22 protein-coding genes are annotated in these 26,518 nt (G+C 47.6%); 14 read left to right on the forward strand and 8 right to left on the reverse strand.

All coding sequences use genetic code 11. The features are described from left to right. Positions 1-46 precede the first annotated feature (46 nt). Positions 47-931 (reverse strand): cysteine synthase CysM, encoded by an 885-nt coding sequence (cysM, locus tag GO493_RS25485; RefSeq protein ID WP_157309064.1) that lies wholly within the window; start codon positions 929-931, stop codon positions 47-49. Beyond that, positions 931-1,746 (reverse strand): serine O-acetyltransferase, encoded by an 816-nt coding sequence (locus GO493_RS25490; protein WP_157309065.1) that lies wholly within the window; start codon positions 1,744-1,746, stop codon positions 931-933. Before GO493_RS25490 ends, cysM begins: the two co-directional genes overlap by 1 nt. 173 nt (positions 1,747-1,919) lie before the next feature. On the opposite strand from GO493_RS25490, the gene GO493_RS25495 reads away from it, so the two are divergent. The 5 genes from GO493_RS25495 to GO493_RS25515 all read left to right on the forward strand — a co-directional run bounded on the left by GO493_RS25495 (position 1,920) and on the right by GO493_RS25515 (position 6,629). Next, positions 1,920-3,104, forward strand: coding sequence for a sigma-54-dependent transcriptional regulator (locus tag GO493_RS25495; RefSeq protein WP_157309066.1), 1,185 nt, complete (start codon positions 1,920-1,922; stop codon positions 3,102-3,104). Positions 3,105-3,207: 103 nt separating this feature from the next. Continuing rightward, entirely contained in the window at positions 3,208-3,864 is a 657-nt protein-coding gene (locus tag GO493_RS25500) for an alpha/beta fold hydrolase (protein WP_157309067.1), read from the forward strand. Positions 3,865-4,012: 148 nt separating this feature from the next. Continuing rightward, positions 4,013-5,191: a signal peptidase I gene (gene lepB, locus GO493_RS25505; RefSeq protein WP_157309068.1), complete on the forward strand. Its 1,179-nt coding sequence runs from the start codon at positions 4,013-4,015 to the stop codon at positions 5,189-5,191. Positions 5,192-5,404: 213 nt separating this feature from the next. Then, on the forward strand, positions 5,405-5,890 hold the full coding sequence (locus GO493_RS25510; protein ID WP_157309069.1) for a cytidine deaminase: 486 nt from the start codon (positions 5,405-5,407) through the stop codon (positions 5,888-5,890). A 49-nt stretch (positions 5,891-5,939) separates the two neighbouring features. Further along, positions 5,940-6,629 (forward strand): tetratricopeptide repeat protein, encoded by a 690-nt coding sequence (locus GO493_RS25515; protein WP_157309070.1) that lies wholly within the window; start codon positions 5,940-5,942, stop codon positions 6,627-6,629. Between the two features lie 119 nt (positions 6,630-6,748). On the opposite strand, the gene GO493_RS25520 is transcribed toward GO493_RS25515, so the two are convergent. From GO493_RS25520 to GO493_RS25530, 3 genes are all read right to left on the reverse strand, one after another. Next, positions 6,749-8,677, reverse strand: a complete 1,929-nt coding sequence (locus tag GO493_RS25520; RefSeq protein WP_157309071.1) for an arginine--tRNA ligase — start codon at positions 8,675-8,677, stop codon at positions 6,749-6,751. Between the two features lie 216 nt (positions 8,678-8,893). Then, on the reverse strand, positions 8,894-9,463 hold the full coding sequence (locus GO493_RS25525) for a porin family protein (protein WP_157309072.1): 570 nt from the start codon (positions 9,461-9,463) through the stop codon (positions 8,894-8,896). A 56-nt stretch (positions 9,464-9,519) separates the two neighbouring features. Further along, entirely contained in the window at positions 9,520-10,863 is a 1,344-nt protein-coding gene (locus GO493_RS25530; RefSeq protein WP_157309073.1) for an OmpA family protein, read from the reverse strand. Between the two features lie 271 nt (positions 10,864-11,134). Here GO493_RS25530 and dnaK point away from each other — a divergent pair, with 271 nt between their 5' ends. From dnaK to GO493_RS25545, 3 genes are all read left to right on the forward strand, one after another. After that, positions 11,135-13,039, forward strand: a complete 1,905-nt coding sequence (gene dnaK / locus GO493_RS25535) for a molecular chaperone DnaK (protein WP_157309074.1) — start codon at positions 11,135-11,137, stop codon at positions 13,037-13,039. A 94-nt stretch (positions 13,040-13,133) separates the two neighbouring features. Then, complete coding sequence (locus GO493_RS25540) at positions 13,134-14,144, forward strand: mandelate racemase/muconate lactonizing enzyme family protein (protein WP_157309075.1); 1,011 nt, start codon at positions 13,134-13,136, stop codon at positions 14,142-14,144. A 29-nt stretch (positions 14,145-14,173) separates the two neighbouring features. Continuing rightward, a complete protein-coding gene (locus GO493_RS25545; protein ID WP_157309076.1) occupies positions 14,174-15,430 on the forward strand; it encodes a DUF6807 domain-containing protein in 1,257 nt (418 codons plus the stop codon). 53 nt (positions 15,431-15,483) lie between these two features. Here GO493_RS25545 and GO493_RS25550 read toward each other — a convergent pair whose 3' ends face one another. Next, positions 15,484-16,119, reverse strand: coding sequence for a redoxin domain-containing protein (locus tag GO493_RS25550; protein WP_157309077.1), 636 nt, complete (start codon positions 16,117-16,119; stop codon positions 15,484-15,486). 292 nt (positions 16,120-16,411) lie between these two features. On the opposite strand from GO493_RS25550, the gene GO493_RS25555 reads away from it, so the two are divergent. The 6 genes from GO493_RS25555 (at position 16,412) to GO493_RS25580 (ending at position 24,260) form a co-directional block, all read left to right on the forward strand. Beyond that, entirely contained in the window at positions 16,412-17,260 is an 849-nt protein-coding gene (locus tag GO493_RS25555; protein ID WP_157309078.1) for a DUF1266 domain-containing protein, read from the forward strand. 598 nt (positions 17,261-17,858) lie between these two features. Beyond that, on the forward strand, positions 17,859-20,318 hold the full coding sequence (locus GO493_RS25560; protein ID WP_157309079.1) for an AAA family ATPase: 2,460 nt from the start codon (positions 17,859-17,861) through the stop codon (positions 20,316-20,318). A gap of 52 nt (positions 20,319-20,370) precedes the next feature. Continuing rightward, positions 20,371-20,817 (forward strand): hypothetical protein, encoded by a 447-nt coding sequence (locus GO493_RS25565; protein WP_157309080.1) that lies wholly within the window; start codon positions 20,371-20,373, stop codon positions 20,815-20,817. Positions 20,818-20,844: 27 nt separating this feature from the next. Further along, positions 20,845-22,221, forward strand: a complete 1,377-nt coding sequence (locus GO493_RS25570) for a DUF5458 family protein (protein WP_157309081.1) — start codon at positions 20,845-20,847, stop codon at positions 22,219-22,221. A gap of 79 nt (positions 22,222-22,300) precedes the next feature. Further along, entirely contained in the window at positions 22,301-23,182 is an 882-nt protein-coding gene (locus GO493_RS25575) for a hypothetical protein (protein ID WP_157309082.1), read from the forward strand. 19 nt (positions 23,183-23,201) lie between these two features. Continuing rightward, positions 23,202-24,260, forward strand: a complete 1,059-nt coding sequence (locus GO493_RS25580; RefSeq protein ID WP_157309083.1) for a lytic transglycosylase domain-containing protein — start codon at positions 23,202-23,204, stop codon at positions 24,258-24,260. A 2-nt stretch (positions 24,261-24,262) separates the two neighbouring features. Here GO493_RS25580 and GO493_RS25585 read toward each other — a convergent pair whose 3' ends face one another. Continuing rightward, complete coding sequence (locus tag GO493_RS25585) at positions 24,263-26,074, reverse strand: type VI secretion system baseplate subunit TssF (RefSeq protein ID WP_157309084.1); 1,812 nt, start codon at positions 26,072-26,074, stop codon at positions 24,263-24,265. Between the two features lie 9 nt (positions 26,075-26,083). Further along, complete coding sequence (locus GO493_RS25590) at positions 26,084-26,515, reverse strand: GPW/gp25 family protein (RefSeq protein ID WP_157309085.1); 432 nt, start codon at positions 26,513-26,515, stop codon at positions 26,084-26,086. Positions 26,516-26,518 lie beyond the last annotated feature (3 nt).

The raw sequence follows: 26,518 nt of genomic DNA on the forward strand, positions 1-26,518 counted from the left end.
GCCGTCCTGCATTAAGCGGGACGGCTTTCTTATTTTATGCAGATACTCAACTGCCAAACAGGTCTGACGACAGGTACCTGTCGCCACGGTCGCAGATAATACACACCAGCACTCCCCGTTCTATCTCTGCAGATATCCTTGCAGCAGCAGAAACAGCGCCTCCACTGCTCATACCACAGAAAACACCTTCCTCCTTAGCCAGCCTGCGGGCCATATCCCTCGCCTCATCCTCCGAAATATCCATGGTCCGGTCTACCCGGCTCTTATCAAATATCTTTGGCAGATACGCCTCCGGCCATTTACGTATACCCGGTATTCTTGATCCCTCAGTCGGCTGACAACCAACTATCTGCACCTCCTGGCTCTGTTCCTTCAGGTACTTTGATACCCCCATAATAGTACCGGTAGTACCCATAGCACTTACAAAATGCGTAACAGCACCTTTGGTATCCCGCCATATTTCTGGACCGGTAGTTTTATAATGCATATTATAGTTGTCAGGATTGGCAAACTGGTTCAGCATATGATAACCGCCCTTTGCCACCTGCTCATTCGCATAATCTATAGATCCCTCCATAGAAGCATCTTTAGGCGTCAGCACCACTTTCGCTCCAAAAGCTTCCATAGTCAGCACCCGCTCGCGGGTCGCATCTTCCGGCATTACAAGTTCTATTTCCACACCAAAAAGACTCGCTATCATAGCCAGTGCAATCCCGGTGTTACCGCTGGTAGCCTCTATCAGCTTTACCCCGGGCTTTAACTCACCACGGTCCAGCGCTCCTTTGATCATACCATAAGCCGCTCTGTCTTTAACACTGCCTCCCGGGTTATTTCCTTCCAGTTTGGCGTAGATCGTTACGTCGGGATTCGCACTTATATGTTTCAGCGCTACCATCGGCGTATTTCCTACCAGGTCTAATATCGAATGCATTAATAACTGTTTTCTACTACGTTTATACTTCCGTCCGCGCGGTAATAGATGCGGCTGAAAGGAGCTGTGCTCTTGATCAGCCATACATTCCCGCCAATAATACTGTGATGCCCTACTATAGTGTCGCCGCCAAGGATAGTGGCCCCGGCATAAATGATCACGTTATCTTCTATGGTAGGATGACGCTTGCTGCGTGCCATATCCTTTTCCACGCTCAGCGCACCCAGGGTCACTCCCTGGTACAGCTTCACATGTGAACCTATGATGCAGGTTTCACCTATCACTATACCTGTGCCATGATCTATGCAGAAATAAGGCGCTATTTCTGCCGCCGGATGTATATCAATACCGGTACGGCTATGTGCCTGTTCCGTGATCATCCTTGGAAGTAAAGGTATGTGTAGCCGCTGCAGCGCATGCGCTATGCGGTAAAAAGCGATGGCATAAAAGCCCGGATAGGCTCTTATTACCTCATACAGGCAGGTGGCTGCCGGATCTCCTTTATAGATAGCCTCTGCATCTTTGTTCAACGCATCATAAATAACAGGCGCCTGCGCCATGAATTGCTGGCTCAGTTGCTCTGCCGGCGCAGGCAGCTGCTGCTGCATAGGCTGTAAAAGATGCTGCAGTTCCTGTTGCAGCATATGGGCATATTCCTCCAGCAAAACCAGATCAGCCATTACTTTTCCGGTGTATTCAGGGAACAGCCAGTTGATGAAATTGTTGGCAAACTCGTTTACCGCACTTGTGGATGGATAGGCAGTTGCTGCAGCCTGCAGGTGCCTCCGTCTCAATTCGTCCAAAAATTGTTGCATATGCAAGTGAATTACAGGATTGGGAGCCGTTCCCGGACAATGAAATTACGTATAAAAGGTGACAGTCCATAGCTTGTATAGACTAATACTATCATATTCTGAATTTTTAGCTATATGCCATAATGTATCAACCGTTTACCTTATTTTTGCCTGTTGTTCACTAAAACATTGATATGGCCAACATTCTGATCATTGATGACGAGAAAAGCATCCGTAAAACATTATCGGAGATCCTGAGCTATGAAGGATATAAAGTAGATGAAGCAGCTGACGGGGCCGAAGGATTTAAAATGTTCAAAGACAAACAGTACGACGCAGTACTGTGTGACATAAAAATGCCCAAAATGGACGGGCTGGAATTCCTGGAAAAAGCAAAAGAAACCAATCCGGATATTCCCATCGTTATGGTATCTGGCCACGGCAACATTGACACCGCCGTTGAAGCAGTAAAGAAAGGCGCATATGATTATATTTCCAAACCGCCTGACCTGAACCGCCTGCTCATCACCCTGCGCAACGCAATGGACAAGAGCAACCTGGTAACAGAAACCAAAACACTTCGCCGTAAGGTGAACAGAACGCAGGAAATGATCGGAACTTCCGCTCCCATCCTGAAAATAAAAGAGACCATAGAAAAAGTTGCCCCTACCGATGCCCGCGTACTGGTAACAGGCGAGAACGGCGTAGGTAAGGAACTCGTAGCCCGCTGGATCCACGAACGCAGCAACCGGGCTTCCGGCCCTATCGTAGAAGTGAACTGCGCAGCTATTCCCAGCGAACTGATTGAAAGTGAGCTGTTCGGACATGAAAAAGGCTCCTTTACCTCCGCAGTTAAACAACGCATAGGTAAATTCGAACAGGCCAACGGAGGCACCCTCTTCCTCGACGAGATCGGAGATATGAGCCTCAGCGCCCAGGCAAAAGTACTCAGAGCATTACAGGAAGGTAAGATCACCCGCGTTGGCGGCGATAAAGAGATCAGTGTAGATGTACGCGTAGTAGCTGCTACCAACAAAGACCTGCTGAAAGAAGTGGAAGAGAAGAACTTCCGCCTTGACCTTTACCACCGTCTCAGCGTTATCCTGATCCATGTACCTTCCCTGAACGACCGCCGGGATGATATCCCCCTGCTGGTAGAACACTTCCTGGAAAGCGCCTGCCAGGAATACGGCATGGCTAAAAAAGCGATCGACAAGGAAGCAATGAAAGCACTGCAGCAGCATAACTGGTCCGGTAACATCCGCGAACTCGGCAACGTAGTAGCCCGCCTCGTGATCCTCTCCGGCAAAACCATCACGGCAGAAGATGTCTATGATTATGTAGTGCCAAGCAGGGAGAAGAAAAAAGTAAATATCTGAAGGTAGTTTCAGCCAGCCAAAGGCCAGAAAAATATCCTCCTGAAAAAATTGCTTTCGCCGAAGACGAAAGCAATTTTTTCAGGCAATTTCCCCCCACTGCTTTATGGAAAAACATATCTACCTTATCAGCGGCATGGGAGCTGACCAACGTATCTTCAACAACCTTCTCTTCCCGGAAGGCTACATCCCTCATTACCTTGAATGGCTAACCCCCGGCGAAGAAGAAAGCTATATAGATTATGCCGCCAGGATGGCCGCCCGCATAGAACACGAAAACGTATCCCTGCTGGGCGTTTCCTTCGGAGGCATGCTTAGCCTGGAAATTGCCCGCCAACGCCCCATAAACAAGACCATCCTGATCAGCAGCATCAAACAAACCAGCGAAAAGCCATCTTATCTCAACCTGGTAAGAAGGACAGGACTACTTCGCCTGCTTAACTTACCGGATGCCATTATCTTCAAAAACAGGGGCATGATACTCCGGTATTTCCTCCATGCAGAAACACCGGAAGAAAAACAACTGCTGACAGATTACCTGAACAAGACCTCGTACGACTACCTGCGATGGAGCATCCGGCAGGTAGTGAACTGGCAGAATGATTTCCTCCCCGAAGGTCTGGTACATATCCACGGCGGAAAAGACATGTCTTTCCCCATCCGTTTTGTACGCCCCGACTACACCATTCCCACCGGCGGACACCTCATGGTATTGAACAGGGCGGCAGAGATCAATGAGATCCTGAAGAAAGAACTGCCATAGCAAGGGACTATAAATTATTACTTTACATGTAAAAAAGTTTCCTGAATCGATATGTTGGCTTATTTTAGTAAAACTTTAGACCGGTATTACCGGCTAGTACCCAATGGAATATTATATTTGATCTTTAAAATATCCTAAACGAATCTTAATGAATCTGGCTTTTTGGAAAAAGAAGAAAGAGGGACAGACAAAGAAGAAATCCGTAGTAAGAGAATGGTTTGATGCGGCAATTTTTGCCGTTATTGCCGCCACTTTGATAAGGACCTTTATCTTTGAAGCATACACCATCCCTACACCCTCTATGGAAAAGACTTTGCTGGTGAACGATTTTCTCTTCGTCAGCAAGATCAGCTATGGCCCGCGTATCCCCATGACGCCCCTGGCCGTTCCATTTACACATCATACACTGCCTTTTACCCAGTATACCAAAGCCTATTCAGAGGCCGTACAATGGAAATACAGGCGCTTACCCGGTTTCTCAGAGGTAAAACGTTATGATGTGGTAGTCTTCAACTTTCCTGAAGGTGACACCGTGGCACTGGAACAGAATGACATGAGCTATTATAAACTGGTACGTGATTACGGACGCGAAAACGTATGGCAGCAGTTCCATGTTACCTCCCGCCCGGTAGACAAACGTGAGAACTATATCAAACGTTGCATGGGCGCCCCCGGAGATACCCTCTCCATCCGCGATAACGTAGTATATGTTAACGGTGCCGAGGCGCCAGTACCCCCTGCAAGTGAACGCAGATATAACGTAAAGACCACCGGCGATCCACTCAATCCCTCCCGCCTGGATGAACTGGATATAGATCCTAATCCAATGGGCGTAGGCGATTCCGGCTCCTACAGGTACGATTTCACACCCGGCGCAGTAGCCCTGCTGAAAACATGGCCGGTTATTACCAGCATCACCCCCTATGTGAAACAGCAACAGGCTGATGTAGACGTATTCCCGCACGATCCCGCTCACTATCCGTGGACAGAGCACAACTTCGGCCCCCTGTACATCCCGAAGAAAGGAGCATCTGTAAAGCTGGATAGCAGCAATATTGCTATCTATGACCGCATTATCCGCATCTATGAAGGCAATAAGCTGGAATTTAAGAACGGCCGTTTTTATATCAATGACAAACCAACAGATACCTATACATTCAAAATGAACTATTACTGGATGATGGGAGATAACAGAGATAACTCACTGGATTCCAGGTTCTGGGGTTTTGTACCTGAAGATCACATTGTAGGTAAGGCATGGCTGATCTGGATGAGCTACGGCAAAGGCAATATCCGCTGGAGCAGGCTATTTAATATCATCCGTTAATCCTCAAAAAGATTTTCAGCTGCGCGCAGCGCTAAAAGAACGCTCAAAAAAAGGGTTTTGCCTTATATTCTGGCTGGCCATAGGCCAGCCTCCTCACTCAGAAAAAACGGGTTTCGCCTTCGGCAAAACCCGTTTTTTCTGAGCAATTCCCCTCGCTTCACACCCAACCATCCCACCATTTTTTTCCTCACCTGTAAATCGTAATTTAGCCCAATGGACATCCGCAAACATTCCTTCGAATACCAATCTTACCCTGACAGCACAACACTCCCCGCCGCAGACCAGAAACTCCTGGAAGAAGCCCGGGACGTAACAGCCCAGGCCTACGCCCCTTATTCCAACTTCTACGTAGGCGCAATGATCTTACTGGCTAACGGAGTAACCGTTCCCGGTACCAACCAGGAAAACGCCTCATTCCCCGCCGGCATCTGTGCAGAAAGAACAGCCCTCTCCGCTGCCGCCTCCCTTTATCCCGGAGTCCCCATTCTCAGCATCGCCATCAGCTACAACAACCCCAACGGGAAAAGCGATACACCTATTTCCCCCTGTGGCATCTGCCGGCAGTCACTCACAGAGTACGAAGGCCGCCAGCAGCACCCCATCCGTGTTATCCTCGGAGGACAGACAGGAAAGGTTTTCGTGATCCAAACCGCCAGGCATTTACTCCCACTGGTATTTTCTGCAGAAGATATGCAATAAATAGTTAATACTATTTCCGTATTTTCGCTCTGCTTCCTATTTAACCGCTATGTTATATATCCGTATCCTATGCCTGCTGTTTGTAGCCGTGCTATTTGTGCGTACCGTTATCGCTTATCCCGGTATAAAATTAAAAGCCCTTTATAATCAGGGTATGACCTGCATGAAAGCAGGACAGTTTGATGCAGCACTGCATTGCTTTAACCAGGTCGTTTTAAAAGATAGAAACTATACAGCCGCTTATCTCCGTATGGGCGATGTTTATCTTGCCGTCAATAATACCAAAGCCGCAGAAGAACAATACAGCTATGTATTGCAGCGGGAGCCCCGCAACTGCGAGGCACTGTATGGCCTGGGCGTTGTTCACTTTAACCGGAAAAACTACCCGGATGCTGTGCGTGCTTTTGAACAGAGCGCTGATTACGGCTATAAAGCAAATGCAGATTTTCACCTTAATAAAGGAGTTGCCCATCTGCAGCTGAGAGACACCAGTGGGGCCGTACAGGAACTCCTGTCCTGCCTTGAACTGAACCCTGCAGAGGCACGCGCGTTGCAATCTCTTGCCCATATCAGTTTTACGAATGGCAAATATGAGGATGCGATCCTGTACTGGGACAGGCTACTGCTGTTACAGCCTGGAAACGCCTTTGCCCTTTTTATGCTGGGTAAGTCACACATCAGCAGCGGACGTACAGAAAGAGGAGAGGAGCTGTGCAATAAGGCATTGCAGATGCAATAAAAGGATTTAAAGATTCAGCCGCGCGCAGCGCAAAAAAACTCTCGAAAAGACACACTATCAAAAAAAAGCTTGTGCCAACGGCACAAGCTTTAATATTTCACACTATCTGCAAATCAAACTTACATCCTCTCCGGTACATCAATTCCCAGTAACTTCATACTCCTCGCAATTGTCCGCGCCGTCAGTATAGCAATCTGCGTACGCAGCTTCTGACTTTCCTCACTCTCAGCATTCACTATGGAATAAATGTACTTACCTTCTACTTTCTCCGCATAAAAAGAGTTGAATTGCTGCGCAAGACGGAACACATAATTCGCGATCACAGAAGGGCTCATCTCTTTCTGCGCCTCTTCCAGGACACTTTCAAACTGCTCATTCAGCACTATTATTTCCTTTTCCATAGGCATCAGGCTGCCCTTATGACAGTACCCTTCCAGCTTATCTGCATCTGCTGCTACTTCACGGAGGATAGATTTAATACGCGCATGTGCATACTGTACAAAGGTACTGGTAAAGCCATGCAGATCTATTGATTCTTCCGGGTTAAAGATCATCCTCTTCTTCGGATCTACACGAAGCAGGAAGAACTTCATAGCGCCCAATCCTATCATTTCATGTAAGAGCGTAAGCTCATCCTCTCCAAAATCCTTCAGCTTACCGGATGCATTGGTCTGCTCTGCCGCAGTAGAGATCATTTCATCTATCATATCATCTGCATCCACAACGGTACCTTCACGGCTTTTCATACGGCCATGCGGCAGCTCCACCATACCGTAAGACAGGTGGAAGATCCCGTCAGCACAAGGCTCCTGCAGTTTTTTCAGGATCAGCTGCAACACTTTGAAGTGATAGTTCTGCTCATCTGCCACTACATAGATGCTCTGGTCCATATGGAAATCGTCATATTTCAAACGCGCTGTGCCCAGGTCCTGCGTCATGTACACAGAAGTACCATCGCCACGCAGCAGGAGCTTCTCATCCAGGCCATCAGCAGTAAGATCTATCCATACAGAATTATCTTCTTTTTTGAACAGTACTCCCTTAGCCAGCCCTTCTTCCACCAGGTCTTTACCCAGCAGGTAGGTCTGGCTTTCATAGTACATTTTGTCAAAGTCTATACCCAGGCGTTTGTAGGTCTGATCAAAGCCTTCATATACCCAGCTGTTCATGGTATTCCACAGGGACCTCACTTCATGATTACCTGCTTCCCATTGCTGCAGCATGATTTTGGCCTGTTGCATGATCTCCGTCTGCTTCCGGGCCAGTTCCTTGATATCATCATTGATCTTTTCCAGTTTGTCCTTATCCTGCTGCACTTCAGGTTTATGCATGGCGGTTACCAGTTTCTGGATCTTCTCCAGGTCAGCTCCGGTAAAATCTTTGAAGTCATTCTCCAGCGCACGCGCTATAATAGGCTCTGCCTGCTCTTTCAGGATGGTCTCAAATTTCACGTAATAATCGCCCACCAGGTGATCTCCTTTGATACCGGTGGTTTGCGGGGTATCCCCATGGGCAAACAGCTGCCATGCCAGCATGGATTTACAGATGTGGATACCACGGTCATTCACCAGGTTGGCTTTGATCACTTCATATCCGTTAGCTTTCAGTATCTCTGAAATAGAATAACCAAGAAAGTTATTACGCAGATGCCCCAGGTGCAGAGGTTTGTTGGTATTGGGAGAAGAATATTCCACCATTACCTTTTTACCATTGGCTGGTTTTATACCGATGTTACGGTTATTGAAATGCTGTTGCAGGTACGCTGTCCAGTATCGTTCTTCTATGTGAAGGTTCAGAAAACCTTTGATCACATTAAATCCGGCTACCAGGTCAGGGTTGTGCTCTTTCAGATATTGTCCAAGCTTCTCACCTGTTTCCTCCGGTTTCAGGCGACTGAATTTTGTAAAAGGGAAAACAAGGATGGTATATTCACCCTCAAACTCGGGTTTGGTGGTATTAATGGCAATATCCTTTGCAGGTATTTCCTGGTTATAAAGCGCCTTGATAGCTGCTGCTGCAGCAGATCTAATGGATTGTACAACACTCATGTTGAAAATTGGTTAATGCGAAAAGTGACGCCAAAGGTATAAAAAATCCCGTAGTGTCTCAGTTTGGGGGAACTGGATAATGCACCAGTTTAATCTTAGCAGGCTGGCAGGCCTCAAAAGCGCCTCAAAAAAAGGGAATTCAAATTGGCGCACTGATTACATAATAAAATAAGGGCCGGCAATGCTGTTTGCCGGCCCCCTTCCTGTGAAATTTAATTATTTGGTTTTGATCGTATAGAACAGCCCTACCTGCGCTACAGCGTTCTTGTTGCTTTCATATGTATCTTCAAATACCCTGGTAAGACCGAACATGTAACGGGCAGAAACACCGATACCCATCGGGAACTGGTAGCCTGCGCCGAAACCCATTCCCGCATCAACGCCTTTGGCACTGTCTTTAATATCTACAAGTACATCGCCGACTTTCTGTCTTGCCGCTACAAGGAATCCCAGCTGTGGCCCCGCTTCAACAAAGAATTCAGGAATAAAGCGGTATTGTACCATTACCGGAACATTGATGTAATGTAATCTTGTGACCGCTTCAGCATTCAGCGGCTTGTACTTGAACCCCTGTCCGGAATACAGCAGTTCCGGTTGAAGGGACAGGTTTTTAACCAGGCCGATGTTGACAAAGCCGCCGGCATGAACAGATGCACGGCTATTGGCGCCATCCCATTTGGTAACCCTGGAAATGTTAAGGCCGCTTTTTACACCGAAAGATACTTTTTGCGCCTGGGCAGAGAGTACTGCACAGGCAATTGCTACAGTTAGAATTACTTTTTTCATAAAAAAGTTGGTCATAGTGGTTTGCCTGCGTGCGACAAATTCTATGCCCATTTTTTTTAATATAAAGTAAATTCAACCCTCCTGTTTTTTTGACGGCCTGCAGCTGTCTTGTTGGATGCTATCGGTTGACCAGCGCCATAACCCACCGCTTCTATCCTCGAAGGATTGGCCCCCTGGGATACAAGGTATTGCTTCACTGATTCCGCCCTGTCTTTAGAAAGGGCCATGTTCTTCTGCGCATTGCCCACATTATCTGTATGTCCGCCCAGCTTCAGGCTGAACCCCTTGTTTTTCAGCATTTCTGCCACCCTGTTAAGAGAAGGATAAGAAGATGGTTTGATGCTGGACCTGCCCGTTTCAAATTCCAGGTTCTGTATAGCGTCTTTAACCAGTCGCCTGTCATCTTCGGTAATGGTTACCTGTGTAACGGCCGGAGGGGGAGGAGGTTTGGGCAGGTCGCAACCGGAACCATCTACTTTAGCTCCTGCCTGGGTGCCGGGACATTTGTCAAAGATATTAGATACACCATCGCCGTCATCGTCCGCTTTTAATTTATCCATGTCCGCTTTCAGAACAGCATTGGCCTCCCTGGAAGCTGCCAGTTCCTGGGTGAGAGTGGCCTTCTGGGCCGCCAGGTCATCATACATTACCCTGGCCGGGTTCTGCCAGGCCAGCTGAGGCCTGTTTCTCCTGCCCAGACTGAATTCCAGCCCTCCGTAACCATAGGAATATTTGTCTTTGCCACGGCCATAATTATAACCATCAAGGTTGTCACCATCCACAAAGTGCATAGTATATCCCAGGTCCAGGTTTACTATTTCAGACAGTTTGAATTTAAGTCCTGCACCAACCGGTACAATAAACTCCTGGATATTGCCGGAAGGTTTATATTCCTTCAGATCACCGCCCGGTAGTTCTACCCGGGGAGAGTATCCCGCCAGCCCGCCGCCGGCAGAAACATAGATCTGTACCGCATTCTTCCTGTACAGCCAGTTGATAGTAGCCACATTTACTACAGCGCTAAGGCTGGCAGACCATTTCAGCTTAGTCTCGAAAGAGCTGTATTTCCTGTTGGGGGCCTCATCATTCCCCAGATTGCGGCTGTTATCGCCTGTCAGCTTGCCACCTATGTAGTCGGCCCGCAATCCCAGCGCATGCAGGATCTGCCATTTTACATAAGCGCCATAACCGGCAGATGCCTTCCATTTAGTGAAATCATTGCTGCCACCAATGATTGCCACAGGAGCCAGCGCACCACCGTTCACACCGATAGACCATCGGCGGTAACCCGTGCCTTCATTGAAAATACTGCCTCCGTTTGAAGCAGACTGTGCCTTGACGAAAAACGGGGCCAGAACAGCCAGAATAAAGACTGCCTGCAAAGAATAGGTCTTTTTCATAATTGTTTTGGGTTGGTAAGTGAAAGAATCTGCATTTTTAATAAGATAAGGTCCGCTACAGTTATTTTTGAGTTCCTGGTTATTTGGATAATTAAACAACCCCCCAGATCGGTAAAATGTTCAGTCCAATACATGTTAAACTGAATTGTCATGAAAATACTGACAGTTAGCGACTGCCATATTTGCATGCCCGGCCCGTTGGCATAATCATTGACAAATGCTGTGTATACGATAAATCTATCTACAACTACAATCGAGAATATTAATAACTATGGGAAAAATAATAGGTATTGACTTAGGAACTACCAACTCATGCGTTGCCGTTATGGAAGGTAACGAACCGGTAGTGATCGCCAACGATGAAGGACGCCGTACCACGCCCTCCGTTGTAGGCTTCTTAAAGAATGGTGAAAGAAAAGTTGGTGATCCTGCCAAACGTCAGGCCATCACTAACCCTGTGAACACTATTATGTCAGTAAAGCGTTTCATGGGACGTCATTTCGATGAACTATCCAATGAAATACCTCACTGGAGCTATAAAGTGGCACGTGGAGAAAACAATACGACCAGGATCGACATTGACGGCAGGTTATATACTCCGCAGGAGATCTCTGCCATGATCCTGCAGAAAATGAAAAAAACAGCAGAAGACTACCTGGGACAGGAAGTAACTGAAGCGGTGATCACCGTTCCTGCTTACTTTAACGATGCTCAGCGTCAGGCCACCAAAGAAGCCGGTGAAATTGCCGGTCTGGCCGTTCGCCGTATCATAAATGAGCCTACCGCTGCAGCACTGGCTTATGGACTGGATAAAAAACACAACGATAGCAAAATAGCCGTATTCGACCTGGGTGGCGGTACCTTCGATATCTCCATCCTGGAACTGGGCGACGGCGTATTTGAAGTAAAATCCACTAACGGTGATACCCACCTGGGTGGTGACGACTTCGATAAAGTGATCATGGACTGGCTGGCCGAAGAGTTCAAAAAAGACGAAGCGGTAGACCTGCACAAAGATCCTATGGCATGGCAACGCCTGAAAGAGGCCGCAGAAAAAGCCAAAGTTGAACTGTCTTCCTCCCAGGAAACAGAGATCAACCTGCCTTATATCACCGCCGTAGACGGTGTGCCTAAACACCTGGTGAAAAAACTCACCCGTGCAAGATTTGAACAACTGGCAGACAACCTGGTGGAAAGAACACTGGAACCTTGCCGTAAAGCCCTGAAAGATGCAGGCCTTTCTACTTCTGAGATCGATGAAGTAATACTGGTAGGTGGTTCTACCCGTATCCCCAAGATCCAGGAAGTAGTGGAGAAATTCTTCGGCAAGAAACCTAACAGGAGCGTAAACCCTGACGAAGTAGTAGCTATCGGCGCCGCTATCCAGGGTGGCGTACTGACCGGCGAAGTGAAAGACGTACTGCTGCTGGACGTTACCCCGCTTTCTCTGGGTATCGAAACCATGGGCGGTGTATTCACCAAACTGATCGAATCCAACACAACCATTCCAAGCAAGAAATCTGAAACTTTCTCCACCGCTGCCGACAATCAGCCAAGTGTTGAAATTCACGTTCTGCAGGGCGAACGTCCCATGGCTGCTCAGAACCGTACACTGGGCCGCTTTATCCTGGACGGTATCCCTCCGGCCCCACGCGGCGTTCCGCAGGTAGAAGTGATCTTCGATATCGACGCAAACGGTATCCTGCACGTAACTGCCAAAGATAAAGGCACCGGCAAAACACAGAACATCCGTATCGAAGCAGGTAGCGGCCTGAGCAAAGAAGAAATCGAAAAGATGAAAGCTGAAGCTAAAGCCAACGAATCTGCAGATAAGGAACAGCGCGAAAAGATCGAAAAGCTCAACCAGGCCGACAGCCTTATCTTCCAGACTGAAAAACAGCTGAAAGAATACGGCGATAAGATCCCGGCCGATAAAAAAGCAACGATCGAAACTGCCCTCAACAAACTGAAAGAAGCACATAAAAGCGGAGATACCGCACAGGTAGATGCTGCTGTTACTGAAATGAACAACGCATGGACCGCCGCTTCCGAAGAACTGTACAAAGCAACCCAGGAAGCACAGGCTAACGGTGCTAACCCAGGCCAGGGACAGCCACAGGGCAGTGCGCCAGGTAGCGAAGGGGTAACCGACGCCGAGTTCGAAGAAGTAAAATAAACTTAGCACTTACATAAAATAGAAGCCGCTTCCGTGTAACATCGGAAGCGGTTTTTTTTTACATTACTTTCCCCGCTTTCTTTTATTTTGTGTTATGCAATTGACGTTATATCCATTCGAGTTAAAGTTCAGACATACCTTCACCATTTCCCGGAAATCCAAAGATGTACAGCCATTACTGGTAGTAAAGCTGGAGCAGGATAACGTCAGCGGATTGGGAGAAACTGCAGATAACTCATATTATAACATGACAGTGCCCCGCCTCATGGAAGATATCAATGCTCACCGCACACTCATAGAGAAACATACCCTTACCACCCCGGAAGCCTTCTGGGACTCGCTCTATCCCCTGTTCAAAAACAATCTCTTTGCCCTCTGCGCCCTCGACCTGGCCGCCCATGATCTCTACGCCAAACTGCAGGGAAAGAAACTGTACGAGGTATGGGGACTGGACATCTCCCACAACCCGCTTACAGACTACACCATCGGGATAGATACGGTAGAGAATATGGTGAGTAAACTCAAAGAATTTCCCTGGCCCATCTACAAGATCAAGCTGGGCACCAGGGATGATATTGCCATCATACAGGAACTACGCCGCCATACAACCGCTATCTTCAGGGTAGATGCAAACTGCGCCTGGGGAGTGGAAGAAACCCTGCGCAACGCCACTGCCTTTAAACCGCTGGGCGTAGAGTTCATAGAACAACCCATGCCGGCAGCAGATGTGGAAGGAATGAAGCAGGTATATGCCCAATCAGCTCTACCGCTTATCGCTGACGAAAGCTGTATTACAGAAGAAGATGTGGCCAAATGCCATGGCCTTTTCCATGGTATCAATATAAAACTTACCAAATGCGGAGGCATCACACCTGCCCGCCGCATGATAGACCATGCTAAAAAACTGGGCATGAAAGTGATGACCGGCAGCATGAACGAGAGCACGGTAGGAACCTCAGCAGTAGCACACCTGCTGCCTTATCTTGACTATGTGGATATGGATGGCCCCCTGCTGCTTGCAGAAGATACTTCCGATGGAGTGAAAATAGTAGATGGCCGTATCATTTATGCCAACAGACCCGGCACCGGCGCGGTGCTGAAATAACAGCTCAACCCTTTTAATTGTTACCCGTTATGAAAAAACTCTTCCCGTCATTATTGCAAGGTTGTTTGCTTGCATCAGTCTTATTGTCAGCAAAGATTGCGGATGCACAATTACTGGCGCGCATCCGTATAAAAACTGGCGCTTATAAATGCACTGATATACCGGTGTCCGTCACCCTCAGCCCGGCCGCAATTAGAGCGGCAGATTCCCTGCAACTCACAGAAGTAACAAAAGGACAAAGAAAACCGGTGCTTTACCAGGTGGAAGGAGAACGCCTCTACTGGGTACCCGGCAAAACCTCAGGGCCTGATACCATCCGCACTTTTGAGCTCTATAAACAACAAACCTCTTATAACAGTACTTCCCGCCTCATGCAGCTGGAAGACAGCGCCGGTGTTTTAAAGCTCAGACAGGGAAGGGCGCCCTTACTCAATTATAACTACGGTATGGTATATCCTCCCGCCGGAGTAGATACCGTTTACCGCCGCAGCGGGTTCATACATCCTGTCTGGTCGCCCGACGGACAGGTCATCACCAACATACATCCCCGCGACCACTGGCATCACCTGGGTGTCTGGAACCCATGGACACATACATCGTTTAAAGGAAAAGAAACAGATTTCTGGAACCTGCATAAGAAAGAAGGTACAGTACGCTTCAAAGGATTTATATCCCGTACTACCGGCAATATACAATGTGGTTTTACAGCTTTACAGGACCATATCGCTTTTACCGGCAATAAGGAAACTGTGGCCCTGAACGAGGAATGGTCCGTACATGCCTATTACAGCAACAACACTGAACGCAGGATATGGGATTTTTCCAGCCTGCTGAGCTGCGCAGATACCAGTGGCATAGAAATGCTGCAATACCGCTATGGCGGGGGCTTCGGATTAAGAGCTACCGCTGCATGGACGGCAGCTACCAGTTACGTACTGACCTCTGAAGGAAAAACAAGAAAAGATGCAGATAGCACCAGAGCGCGTTGGATAAAAATAACGGGGACGGATAATGGCAGACAGGCAGGCATTCTCATACTATGCCACCCTGATAACTTCGACTACCCGCAGCCTCTGCGTGTATGGCCGGAAAATTCAGAGAAAGGAGAGATCATGATGAATTATAGTCCCACAAAAATGAGAAGCTGGCAGCTGGACTACGGCAGGTCATATGCACTTCACTACCGGGTAATGGTCTATGCAGGAGATCTTACTCCGCAGGAAGCAGAAGAGGCCTGGCAAGCCTTTGCTCATCCTCCTGTTACAGATGTTTCATGGACTAAATAAAAATAGCTTTCGCCACGGCGAAAGCTATTTGCTATAATATTATTCTCAACGCATCAGATGGCTATACCGTGTGAAGCTTCCTGGCTGGCCTCATAAACGGCAGATAACAGGTCTCTCTTGGAGAAGCCGCCTTCCAGCCATTTATCTACTGAACTGTAAACGATCTTTAAAGAAGGACTGAGTACATAAACGGCCGGTACAGGTACGTCTTCATTGATCCCTGAGATCCTGTCCCAGATAGGGTCTGTAGCAGAATAAATACCTGCCTTACGGGCAATATGATTGTGCTGGTCCCAGATGCTGGCAAATGGCAGCTGCAGGTCAGCTGTAACAGCATCAAAGAGCTTTTTATCCTCTGTTGTAGCAACCAGCAGTTGTCCGCCCATCACCCTGATATCAGCATAGATATCTTTCAGGTCTTCCAGTCGGCGGGTACCATAGCCGTTCCAGTGAATAGAATGGAAAGCCAGTACCAGCGGGCGGTCCAGCAATTGTGTGATAGGCAGTGAACCGTTCACAGATTTCAATGTATCTGAAGCAGCAATGATATTCTTCTTATGTATATGAAAGGAAGGTAGTGTCTGTCCTGCCTGTAATGGCTTGATCGGGGTTCTCTCTTTAGAGCCTTTAACAATATATTCCAGCTCATATTGCGGGAAGAAATCTGCATATCTGTTGATCCTGGACATAGTATTCAGTTTAAGAGGTAAAGGTTGGTAAATGATAAGGAATTAATGGTTGTTATGATTCTTATGAAACGGTGGCTGGTAAAATACCAGTAGTCATCATCAGCAACAACAGACATTATATGATGTGAGCTTATACATTTTTTATTGTTTGTGATACAAATATAGGGATAATTTTCTAATACCCTACAAGTTTTGTAGGGTATTTATTAAATCATTGATTGCCAGTGTGGTTTGAAAATGAAATTTGAAAAGATTTATATTTGGTGCTTTAGTTTATTAAAACATATATTGAATGAAAGGGAAAAATTTACTGATGATAGCCGCAATAGCCATATTGACGGGAGCAGGATGTAATAATGATAATAAGAAGAAGGAGCAGGGGAGGGAGGCTGTTGCTGCAGAAAAGCCACAGACTATCACCAACTATGAATTATATCCTTTCATGCTGGGAGGCGTTTATTTCTTTCACGGCTACGGTGGCCCGGCAGCTGTATATGACAGGTTGATCAAGCCAATGGTACAGGGCCAGCCGGGCGATTCATCTTTCTCCACCACATTGCAGTCAGCCTACAGCAGGTACTTTGTATTCCCCTTCAAACCGGAAGATGATAAAGACGGAAAAGAAGCTAAAGCCACACTGGCCGACTACTGGGATATTCACGACAAAGCAGGACTGGAACAATCGCTCACCTGGTTACTGGAAGAAGGTCACCAGGCTCAGTATGCCCGGTACCGTAAAGCAATAGACGAAAATGGTGGTAAAGATGCAGATCTCTCAAAAGTAGACATGGCAAAGTATGGGTTCTCTGCAAAAGATAAAGACGGATTGGAATTCGTAAAGGCACATTATACCTCATTCAGCACTGCCGGCATCAAAGCGTGGGACCTTGCCCGTTACATTAATAATATTTGTATTGCCTACCAGGCAGGATATTTTGTCAGGGGAGAAGCCGTAGCCTGGTTGCAGAAAGCACCATTAATAGCAAGGAAGGCATACAGCGACTGGAAAACATATTTCAATGACTTTCTTTTGGGAAGAGAATTCTGGGGCGGTGGAGTAACAGATAATGAACAGTATAAGAAAGAAGTAGATGGATTACTGGAAGGAGAATATAGTATCTACCAGTATCTCTCATTTTAAATTTTAGCCGGCGGCAAACCACAGGCCGCTCTCAAAGGATCTATTTTGCTTTTATTTCAGGCAGACCGCAGGTCTTCCTCTTTCTCTCCCGGATCAATTTACTCTGGCCGGCCGCCGGCCAGAAGCCACGCTCAAAAAATCGATTTTGCCGAAGGCGAAATCGATTTTTTGAACAGTTTCCCTGCCTTGAATATTATATACCCTCCAAAACTGAATATTTCCCATACACTTCCTTCCCTTCACCTCCCACTTTCAAGTATCTTTCAAGCATGTCTTAAGCATGTCTTAAGCATGTTTAGTGTATGTATTGCGGTACCTGAAGTGCACCACGGTAAAATTACAGAACTAAGAATTTTCATCCTCCTTATAACGCCGGTTTATGAATATCCCTGAATAATTCAAACCATTCTCTTTTTTTATATTATTTTAATATCTGTTAGCGAAACTGTTCTGTCATTAACAGATAAATGATTGTTATACATTTTCGCAGTATCTTTACCCTGTAAATTAAAAACCCGATATTACACCGGCTTAAACAACGCCATGTGATATTTTAACCCTTTTAAACATATAACCTGAAAAACCTTGGAACGCCCAAATGACCCTGACCACTTATACTATATATGCTCCTGAAGTCCAGGCCGCTATTCACATTGCGCAGGCCCTGGCTAAAGAACATCATCACGCAAACTACACCCCAGCTCACCTTCTCCTGGCATGCCTCCATAAAGAAATAGCCCTGACAGATCCTTTACGGGCCATGGGAGTAGATACTTACTATCTTGAAGAGTGGGCCGAAGTGCGTCTTGACACAGTACCTAAAGCATCCCGCTCAGCCGGAGAACCGGAAGCAGATGAATATGCTGCCAATGTTTTACAGGAAGCAGATGCTGTCAGGCTGGAACAAGACCTTGATACGGCAGATGCCTGGTGCCTGCTGGTAGCATTAAGCACCCCGGGTGTAGGTTTTTCTTTTGAACAGCTGAAAACCTTCCCCCTGCAGCGCACACAGCTGCTGGCGCATTTTGATAAAAGCCCTAAGGATGGTAAAAAGCCTGCTACTACAGTGATTACACCGGGAGGAAAGCATACTGCTCTGAAGTATGTATACCGCCTGACAGATCCGCAATACCTCCAAACCCGGCATGCACTGGCAGGAAGAGATGCAGAGATACGCAGCATGCTCGAAATATTATCCCGGAAAGGACGCTCCAGCATACTCGTTACCGGCGAAGGAGGAGTAGGTAAAACCTCCCTGGCAGAGGCCCTGGCCGCTGCCATTGTAAATAAACAGGCGCCGCAACAGTTGCAGCAAACAGATATCTATGCCCTGGATTACGGTGCTTTCATTGCCGGCGCAGCTTATAAGAACGAACTGGAAGACCGCCTGCAGCAGATCATGCAGCAGTTACAGCAGAGTGGCCGGCATATACTTTTCATTGACAACCTGCATACCTTACTGGATAAACAACCCGGTTCTGCCGGAGGGATAGGCAATGTGCTGAAGGCCGCTATGAACAAAGGGGAGATCATTATCATAGGCACCAGCACCCCGGAAGGCTTCCGGAAACTGATAGAACCGGATAGCCTTTTACGTCACTGCTTCGAATTGCTCCGGCTGTCAGAACCTGATGAAGCCCTGGCAGCCCGCATGATCCGCGCAGTAATGCCTGATTACGAAAGCTATTATAACCTTACTGCCCCCGCACCCGTGATAGCCGAAGCTATCCGCCTGTCCCGGCGCTACCTGAAAGAACGCAGCCTGCCGGATAGCGCCATCAACCTGATGGACCGTACCATGGCAGCTATCCGTACTACTGCCGATACCGGGCAGCAAACCTGGACAGACCTCCAGGCAAAGCTCCACACCGCCGGCAACGACGTGGAAGAACTCCGCTGGTGGTACCAGCAATGTATGCAACGCTTCAGCGCCCTGCTTACCACTCGCCTGAAGATCGAAAAAGACGTTTATAAGCTCGAAGAAGCGCCTGTTCTGCAAGCTGCCTTACAGGACATCCTTGAGCAGTTAAAACCGCTTATTGAGGCCCCGCATAGCGAAATAAGCAATACCGACCTCGCTACCATGATAGCAGAAAGCACCGGTATCCCCCTGGGCAAGATCCAGTCAGGGGAAAGAGAACGGTTGGTGAATATGGACCTCGAACTGAGGAAAAGGGTAGTAGGGCAGGACCATGCCCTTAAAACCGTGGCAGAAGCAGTGCTGGAATCACGTTCCGGCCTCAGCAGACCCGGACAGCCAATGGGTTCTTTCTTTTTCCTCGGACCAACAGGAACAGGTAAAACAGAGCTGGCAAAATCTTTGGCAGACTTCTTGTTCCAGGATGAGCGGTGCATGATCCGGTTTGATATGTCAGAGTTCAAGGAAGAACACTCTGCAGCTTTGTTGTACGGCGCACCTCCCGGTTATGTAGGCTATGAAGAAGGGGGACTGCTGGTAAACAAGATCCGCCAGCAACCCTATGCCGTTGTTTTGTTTGATGAAATAGAGAAGGCGCACCCTTCTGTTTTCGATATTTTCCTGCAGATCATGGACGAAGGTAAATTGCATGACCGCCTGGGTAAAACCGGCGATTTCTCCAATGCATTGATCCTTTTCACTTCCAACATCGGAAGTGATGTGATCGCCCGGTCTTTCCGCCAGGGCGTCATCCCTCCCTCACAACAGCTGATGGAGATCATGGCCCGCCATTTCAGGCCGGAATTCCTGGGCCGTCTGACAGAAATAGTACCTTTCGGTCCCATTCAGCAGGAAAACGTTGTAAAGATATTTGACATTCATCTGAAACATTTACTCCAACTGCTGGCTCAGCAACAGATCACGCTGAACGTCTCGGCAGCTGCCAGGGAAATGCTTGCAGCTGAAGGCTACTCGCCGTTATACGGCGCCCGCCCGCTCAAAGAGGTGATAAGGAACAGGCTGCGGAAACCATTGTCCCGCATGATCATTGAAGGCAGCCTGCTGCCAGACACCGCAGTAACATTGGATGTTGACGACAACGGTTTGCTGCAGTGGCAAACCAGGGCTCAGGAATTTTAGTTAAATTACGGATAAGACCATAGAACATTTATTGTTGTAAAACCATTTTTGTATGAATGATAACTACGGAATTGGCGGAAACGAGGTGAAACTCGACGCCAATGAGGCCATTGTTGAGATCTCGCATAACCGGACCCTGTTTGCTGAAAAGTTGACCCGGGAAACGCCTGTAAAACCGGAAATAGTACAGGGATTAACTTCAGTAGAAGCCGTATTCGAACATTACAAGCCCTCCGTGAATATGCTGTTTCACGATGCAGAAGGCCGTACCGTTCCCGAAAACCTGGAGTTCCATAACCTGGGCGATTTTGGCGTGAAAGGAATCACCGCACAGAGCGATTTCCTCAACAACCTCGCTACTGAAAAAGAACAGTACCTCAGGATCATGAAACACCTGAAAACAAACAAAGTGCTGAAAGCGGCACTGGCAGACCCCACAGCCAGACAGGCCCTGCTCGCCTCCGTCAGATCTTTGCTGGCAGACCTGAAGACTAAATAATTCAACTCACATTGACAATCCGCTCTTATGGCAGAACTACAAAAACAGGAAGAGCAGCAGGAACAGCTGCAGACTGCACCGGGACAACAACAGGCTGCTTCCCTGGAAGAAAGTATTGATAAACTGGCAAAATACGGAGGCTTTGACCTCCTGGAAGGTACTATCGAAGGCGTTCAGAACCTTAACCCCGACAGGAAAGCCCGCCGGAATATTTTCCTTACAGAAAGCTCCAAAAAAGGTGAAAGAGACAAACTCCACAAAACCCTGGAGCTATGGGAAAAAGTACTGACCGAAGCCCAGGACCTCCCCGATATGGTGACCTACTGTACAGAACAATCCGAACAGGCAGAACGTGTACTGATCAACAATCTCTCCGAAGCTATAGATACCACCCGCGAACTGGAACAATCCTATCGCAACGTGGCCCTCTTCTTCAAGAACACGGAATCAGACAAAGTGAAGAATATCTCCTTCATCAACGCTGAACCGGATCAGCTGAAAGACCTGGACAATACCCGCTTCATCGACTTTATACAACAGGAGCTGGTAGCCAACTACGACCGCCTCGACCTGCGCGATAACTATAGCCTGCTCATCATACCAGGATATCTCGGCTCCAACAAGGTGCTGGAAAAATGGGCAAAGATCGCATATGAGAACAAGGTAATGATGATAACCGACTTCTCTCACCTGGACGCCCCTGACGATGTAATGGAGATGTTCGAACTGGCCAACCTCACCGGTGGCGAAGTACACCGCTCCAACGTTATCATGGCCTGCAACTGGCTGGTAGGACGCGGCAAATTCGATGAGATCAGGGAAGAAGATAATCTCTACGTACCACCCTCCGGCGCATTGGCAGGAAAGATCTATAAAACACTCATGTCCCAGGTAACTGCCGGTAAGAAATTCGGCGGTATGAACGAAGTGGACGGCGTGAAATTCGAGCTCAAAAAGAGCGAAATCGCCAGCCTGGAAAAACTGGGCCTCGTCCCTATGGTGAAAGAATATGGAAAGGTAATGGCCTTCAGCGCCAAAACACTTTTCAACGGTGACAACATCGGTTTACAGACCTATTCCGTTGTACGTGTATTCGACTACGTAACCAAGGTGCTGATGGACTTCCTGAACCGCCGCGCTTTTGAAAATTTCAATGCCAACACACGCAAGGACCTGATGAAACAGATCATCCGTTTCCTTGACAGTATCACAGGCCCTGACAAACTGATAGAGGATTTCAACGTCCGCCGTTTTGAACAGGACCCTATCCAGAAAGATCGTATCCACCTCAATATCCATCTGAAACCGTACTTCCCCGCCAAGAACTTCCTGATCAAAATGGAAGGACATAAAGGTGAAGATGCGAACGAATGGGACACCGAATACGAACAGGACAAAGCATAAAATATAGTATGACAGAACAGCCGGCAACAGGAGTAAAAGCAGATCATCCTCCCTGTTGCCGGAATAAATGATTTACCAGATGAAGTATGTCTTATCAGGCGTCTTCTGCTGTATATTGTCATGGTGTAATGCACTGGGACAATCACGGACAGATAGCATTCTTACAACTAAAGGCGCTGTGACCCTTATTACCTGTGGATCTGCTATCACTACATTCCAGATAGGAGATGGAAAGAACGCAGATTATGATTACCGGATAGTAGATGGAAATGTGGTATTCATCCGGCCAATAGTAGGTAATCCCAGACCTACCAACCTGGTGGTAAGGGAAGGAACGAATATCCATTATCTCATCCTTGCATATCGGGACAGAGTAGAATTATCCCGGCTGAAATACACCCTGTCAGCCGGGGGCAAAAGCAGTACCGGCGCTACCGGTGCAGGTGCTGCCGCGGAAGAACCGGCTGCCGGTCAGCCGCAATCTGAATCCGCACAGGATGAAGAAGCAGCAGCTGCTGCTGCAGCTGCAAATGTAGATACAACAACGGTTGGAAATATTGCAGAAGATTTCAGAAAACAGAGAAGAAGCGGTCATCTTTACGAAACTACAGCAGATGGCATCACACTTACCTTCCTGCAGGCCATGAGCCTCAACAACCTGATCTATTACTGTTTCCGGATCAGGAACCGTGGCAGTGACCCATATGCCTTTAACAAGGTAACACTGATGCAAAAGGTCATTAAGGATACGGCAGCATTACATGCCATGCCCGTAGTATACAGGAGAGGCCCCGCAACTATTGATGCAAACGATGAACAAAGCCTGGTGTTTGTAACGCCATCACGCCCGTTCACTAAGAAAGATGAGATCATCATGGTGATGTATAACAAGGCCAATCAGAATCAGGTAGTGCTGTATACCCCGGCCAGCGCCCTGCCCAAATACATGTTAAGCAAGTAAAGTGCATAGCTTTAAATATATGATCAGATGTGCCCGTGCCGCTAATACCAGGTTGCTGATACTGCCTGTATTACTGGCCGGGTATCTCTGCCTTTGCTGCCAGGTACAGTCAGCCTCAGCACAGATCAGCTTCTGCGGTGAACAGGTGCCCATGGAACGGGATTTCGTTTCCTTCCGCCTGATGGACATCATCAAAAAAAACCTGAAGTACCGTAACTTTCTACCGGTGCTCAAGGCCAAAACAGATGTCTACTTCCCGATGATAGTGCCTATTCTTCAGCAATACAACATCCCGGAAGATTTTAAATACCTGCCCGTTGTAGAAAGCGGGTTTACCAATGCTACCTCTCGCGTCGGAGCACAGGGCGTCTGGCAGTTCATGCCTGCAACTGCTGCCGCAATGGGACTGGAAGTAAGTTACGACAATGACGAACGCAATCATCTCCTGAAATCCACTCATGCAGCCTGCCGTTACCTGCGGCAATTGTATGCACAGCTGCATTCCTGGACCCTGGCGGCCGCTGCATATAATGCCGGTGCAGGTAATATCTCCCGGAACATGAAACGGCAAAACAGCAGTGACTATTACCAGCTAATGCTCAATAACGAAACTGCCCAGTATATCTATAAGATCATTGCCATCAAACAACTTTTTGAAAGTCCCGAACTCTATATGCCAGGATTCGGTTATAACGTGTTCAGCAAAACCTCCGGCAGCACCTCCGTATTTTCCACTGCTCCGGCTAATGATAACCAGTTCAGAAGCATCCGTATCAATATCGGGAAGAAAGCTAACTTGCCTGCGGTAGCTGTAGCCTTTTCCGCAAAGCTGCAGGAGAATGCTGCTTTTGAAGACGGCCAGCTGGTCAGCGTAATGCTGCTGGACGATCTGCAGGCAAATGGTGTCTACATACGCAGGAACACCCGCATATCCGGACGAGGCTGGATAGTCAGCAATCGCATCTATGTAGATCTCGGATTTGGCAATACCGTTATTCTCTGTGATAATGAAGGACGCAAAGGAGTACGCCCTGAAGCGCTCAAAACAGGAGGAGATGTAAGGCTGATGAAGATCTAGCCTTACATTAATACATTGTTCATGAAGATCCTGTAAGGATAATTATTAGCAGAATGCTGCTTTAGCTGAGACAACAGCTCGTCTTTCAGGTATACAAGATTTCCCTCCGCCGATTTCTCTATAGTGAGCCTGATATCCAACGTACGGCTGTAACCCTCCGCAGCTCCGGGAAGCACAGCTACTCCTTTGGAAACTGTTACATCCCGCAGATCATGTCCTATCACATACCGGCAGAGCGCTTTCATATCTTCTGCTGTCACTACCCTGTTACGGCTCAGTAAATGATAACGGTAAAGATTCACTTTCTCATCAATGCTCAGACGGTCCTTTCCTCCCTGCGTATTAGACAGAAGAGTAATGCTGTTAGGCTGTAACTGTATACTGCCATATTCCTGTAAACGGCTGCCCATGCGGATATGATTGGCCACACTGCCGTTGGTGGTATAAAACTCAATGAAAAGAAAATCTGCCTCTTCCCTCGGACGTACCATCAGGTAAGGAATATTTCCCCGGTTAGTACCCGGTTGCAATTGTTCTTCAAGAGAAGCAATTAATTGATGTAGCTCCCTGATACGGTTAGCTACATAATCATTCCGTACTTCCTCAAACAGTGAGCTCTCATCTCTTATCACTTCGATGAGGTAAGCGATGATCTCTTTTGCCTCACGTGAATCAAAGCGGCCTATGCCACTACTGCGTATTACCAGTTCTCCCGTCTGCATTTCACCTGTAGTGGTAAAGTCTCGTACATGATAGTTGACGCCACTGGCATCATACACCCGTTTCACATCAAAGTAGATATCGGATGTATGCAGAGGAATGATATTAAGATAACGGTTCAGCCGCTGGGACTGATCGTTCGTCTTCTTATTGATAACAGGAAAGCAGTTAATGTTGCAGAAAAGATCTTCCAGCAGTGAATGCCGGATGGTCTCCGGAAATTCTACCCTGATCCAGCGTATATCTGCCGGCAGCTGCAGGCCAAACACCTGCTGCAGGAAAGGCGGCGTTACGGGCTGTGATTGCAATGGCGCTGTTCCGCTTATTGTCAGGAAATGACGGCGGAAACGCTGTAATATCTGTTGACTGTACCGCGTGTTATTGTCAAAGGCAGGACGCATGATAGCGTCCAGTTCTTCGGAAGCAATGTCACGGCTGTGGCTGTAACCATTTTTTACCTGCAGTTCTACATCCCCTGAAAAAAAACGCGCCTGCGGCAGATAGTGATAGAACATTTCCTGCTGATGCACATTACGCAGGTCAAAGAAGAAGGAAAGCCCTTCAAGTGATACCGGCTGACCTTCCAGCGCCAGCCCTATCCACAGATGGTTGGGAGGGGCGCCGGCAGGAAGACTGCCCTGCTGTACCTGTTCCTTGAACCAGTTCTCACGTGTTTCAAAAAGCCTGTTGCCTATAGACATATAGCGCACTTGTCCGCGGAAAAGCCGGTGCGTGGCCAGTGGCATAAAGAAGAGGTCCTGGCTGTTAAAGCCGTTCTTCAACGTATAGAATAACTGGTGATCTGACGTAAGGGTAGTAGTGGGCTCATTGCTGGAAGCATGAAGGATACCATATGCCGGCTGACTGCTGGTAATAGGTTCCGGCATCATGATCTGAGCCAGTCTTTCCACCAGCCTGGCATGAGATACATCTACCTCTCCGGAGATCTTTTCCAGTTCGCTGGCACAGGCCTCCAGTAATAATTGTACGATTGGGTCAAAGGAAGATGCTACTTCCGCATCAGGGTAGCCCCACAGTCTGGCTGCTGTTTTCAGCATCCTGTCTTTTATCCGTTCTTTTTGTTCTCTGGGCATGATATGGTTTTAATCGTATGATAACGGGCTTACAAAGAAGAAAGTGTTATAGTTGAATGCGCTGTTATTACGTAACAATATACCGTTCACTGTTACACGTATCTTTTTTTTGATCTTTTTAGCGCTGATGCCGCTTACTTCTTCCTGGCTCACCATAGCGGAAACCCTTATCTGGGACAGCCTTTTTTCATACCGGGTGATAGCGTTGCGTACAGAACGTTCTACCTGTTCCTTTACTTCGTTGTTGGTAGCGCGGATGTCAAAGTCGGAGTCCCATAGCTGGCATCCGTATTGAGGATCATCTTTATTCTCGCCCAGCACGGTAGTAATAAGCAGGTGTATATGCTGTTGTACTGACTCTTCCAGGCTGCATTCAGGTAAGTCCTGCTTTTGCAGTATCCTGGAAAAGTTCAGTGGCAGTTTATAATATGATTGTTTCATAAA

It is taken from the genome of Chitinophaga tropicalis, from assembly GCF_009758205.1.
Taxonomy (GTDB): domain Bacteria; phylum Bacteroidota; class Bacteroidia; order Chitinophagales; family Chitinophagaceae; genus Chitinophaga; species Chitinophaga tropicalis.